This is a genomic window from Bradyrhizobium sp., assembly GCF_019242285.1.
Taxonomy (GTDB): Bacteria; Pseudomonadota; Alphaproteobacteria; order Rhizobiales; family Xanthobacteraceae; genus Bradyrhizobium.
The window spans coordinates 1-2,383 of record NZ_JAFAVV010000151.1; the positions used below are offsets into that span (position 1 = coordinate 1).

Annotated in this window: 2 protein-coding genes and 1 pseudogene; all 3 read left to right on the plus strand. The window is 65.0% G+C overall.

Going from position 1 to position 2,383, the window contains the following annotated elements; genetic code table 11:
* Positions 1 to 633 (plus strand): MFS transporter (locus JOY90_RS05520; RefSeq protein WP_291690141.1); only part of this gene is annotated, 633 nt, incomplete at its 5' end.
* Between the two features lie 75 nt (positions 634 to 708).
* Positions 709 to 2,106: an FAD-dependent tricarballylate dehydrogenase TcuA gene (tcuA, locus tag JOY90_RS05525; RefSeq protein WP_291690142.1), complete on the plus strand. Its 1,398-nt coding sequence runs from the start codon at positions 709 to 711 to the stop codon at positions 2,104 to 2,106.
* A 3-nt stretch (positions 2,107 to 2,109) separates the two neighbouring features.
* A pseudogene (gene tcuB / locus JOY90_RS05530) lies at positions 2,110 to 2,383 on the plus strand (tricarballylate utilization protein TcuB); the annotation flags it as partial.

The following is a 2,383-nucleotide window of genomic DNA, read 5'->3' on the forward strand; positions in this document are numbered from 1 at the left end:
ACGGCGGGCGAAGTGTTCGCATCCGCGCTTGCCAACTGGCGCACCGTCATTTTGGGCATGATGATCGCGGTGCTGACCACCACGACCTTCTATTTCGTCACCGTCTACACGCCGACCTTCGGCAAGACTGTGCTGAAGCTGTCGACGCAGGACGCGCTGCTGGTCACGCTGCTGGTCGCGGTGACCAATTTCATCTGGAATCCGGTCGGCGGCGCGGTGTCCGACCGAATCGGCCGCAAGCCGGTGCTGCTGACGATCGCTATACTGTCCTTTGTGACGGCCTATCCGGCGCTGCACTGGCTGGTCTCCGCCCCGACTTTTGGCAAGCTGCTCGCCGTGCAGATGATGTTCTCGTTCTATTTCGGCACCTATAGCGGCACCATGCTGGGCTGCCTGGTCGAGATCGTGCCCAAGCATGTGCGCACCACCTGCTTCTCGCTGGCCTTTGCGCTCGCGGCCGCACTGTTCGGCACCTTCACGCCGTTCGTCTCGACCTGGCTGATCGACAAGAGCGGCGACAAGGCCTCGCCCTGCTACTGGCTGATGTTCGGCGCCACGCTCGGCATCATTGCGGCGCTGACCGTCTATCGCGGCGGCCGCACCATCGAGGCGCACGAGGCCGTCGCCGCCTGAGCTCTGCATTTCCGGCCGGGTGCGCATCCGGCCGGAAGGCGTTGCTTTCCATGCCGAGAACAGCAACAAGCATGCATGGTCGATCTCAATCGCAAGTACGATGTGCTGGTCATCGGCGGCGGCAACGCCGCGTTGTGTGCGGCGATCAGCGCGCGACGGCTTGGCGCGTCCGTGCTGGTGCTGGAAGGCGCGCCAAAGTTCTACCGTGGCGGCAACACCCGCCATACCCGCAACATGCGCTGCGCCCATGACACGGCGACCGAGATCCTGACCGGGCCCTATACCGAGGAGGAGTTCTGGGAGGACCTGCTGCGGGTCACCGGCGGCCAGACCGACGAGGAGCTGGCGCGCCACATGATCCGGGAATCCAAGGACATCCTGAACTGGATCGTCGAGCAGGGCGTGCGCTGGCAGCCCTCGCTTGGGGGCACCTTGAGCCTCGGCCGCACCAACTCGTTCTTCCTCGGCGGCGGCCGGGCGATGTTGAACGCGCTCTATCGCACCGCCGAACAGCTCGGCGTCGACATCCTCTACGACGCCGAGGTGAAGGAGCTCGAGATCGCCGACGGCATGTTCCTGTCCGCGTCGTTCAAGCAGAATGGGAGCCATGTCGCCGCCCACGCGTCCGCGCTGGTCGCCGCCGCCGGCGGTTTCGAATCCAACATCGAATGGCTGAAACAATATTGGGGCGAGGCCGCCGACAACTTCCTGATCCGCGGCACGCCCTATAATCGCGGCTCGGTGCTGAAGATGCTGCTCGACAAGGGCGTGCAGGAGACCGGCGATCCCACGCAGTGCCACGCGGTCGCGATCGACGCCCGCGCGCCGAAATTCGACGGCGGCATCATCACCCGCCACGATTCGGTGGTGTTCGGCATTGTCGTCAACAAGCACGCCCAGCGCTTCTATGACGAGGGCGAGGACATCTGGCCGAAGCGCTACGCGATCTGGGGCCGGCTGGTGGCCGCGCAGCCCGACCAGATCGCCTACATCATTTTCGACTCCACCGTCGTGACGAAGTTCATGCCGACGCTGTTTCCGCCGATCGCGGGCGGCACCGTCGCCGAGCTCGCCGGCGAACTCGAGCTCGACCCGACCGCGCTGGAAAGGACCGTGACCGAGTTCAACGCGGCGGTGCGGCCCGGCACCTTCGACCACACCATCCTCGACGACTGCCGCACCGAAGGAATCACGCCGGCCAAGACGCATTGGGCGCGCAAGATCGAGACGCCGCCCTATCTCGCCTACCCGGTGCGCCCCGGCATCACCTTCACCTATCTCGCCACCCGCGTGAACAATGAGGCGCGGATGCTGATGAAGGACGGCAGGCCGTCCGCCAACATGTTCGCCGCCGGCGAGATCATGGCCGGCAACGTGCTCGGCAAAGGCTACGCCGCCGGCATGGGCATGACCATCGGCAGCGTGTTCGGCCGCATCGCGGGACGGGAAGCGGCACGGGCGGCGCGGAACTAGGACATGCACGGAACCAAGACACTCACCGAAGTCGACCGGCTGATGACGGTCTGCAATTCCTGCCGCTACTGCGAGGGGCTGTGCGCGGTCTTCCCCGCCATGGAAATGCGCCGTTCATTTTCCGACGGCGACCTCAATTATTTTGCCAATCTCTGCCATAGCTGCGGCGCCTGCTATACCGACTGCCAGTTCTCGCCGCCGCATGAATACAACATCAACGTGCCGCAGACGCTGGCCATCGCGCGCGCGGATTCCTACGCAGCCTACGCGTGGCCGC

Excerpts from the sequence above, each read along its gene's own strand:
- tcuA (WP_291690142.1), top strand. The coding sequence starts at position 709 with ATGGTCGATCTCAATCGCAAGTACGATGTGCTGGTCATCGGCGGCGGC.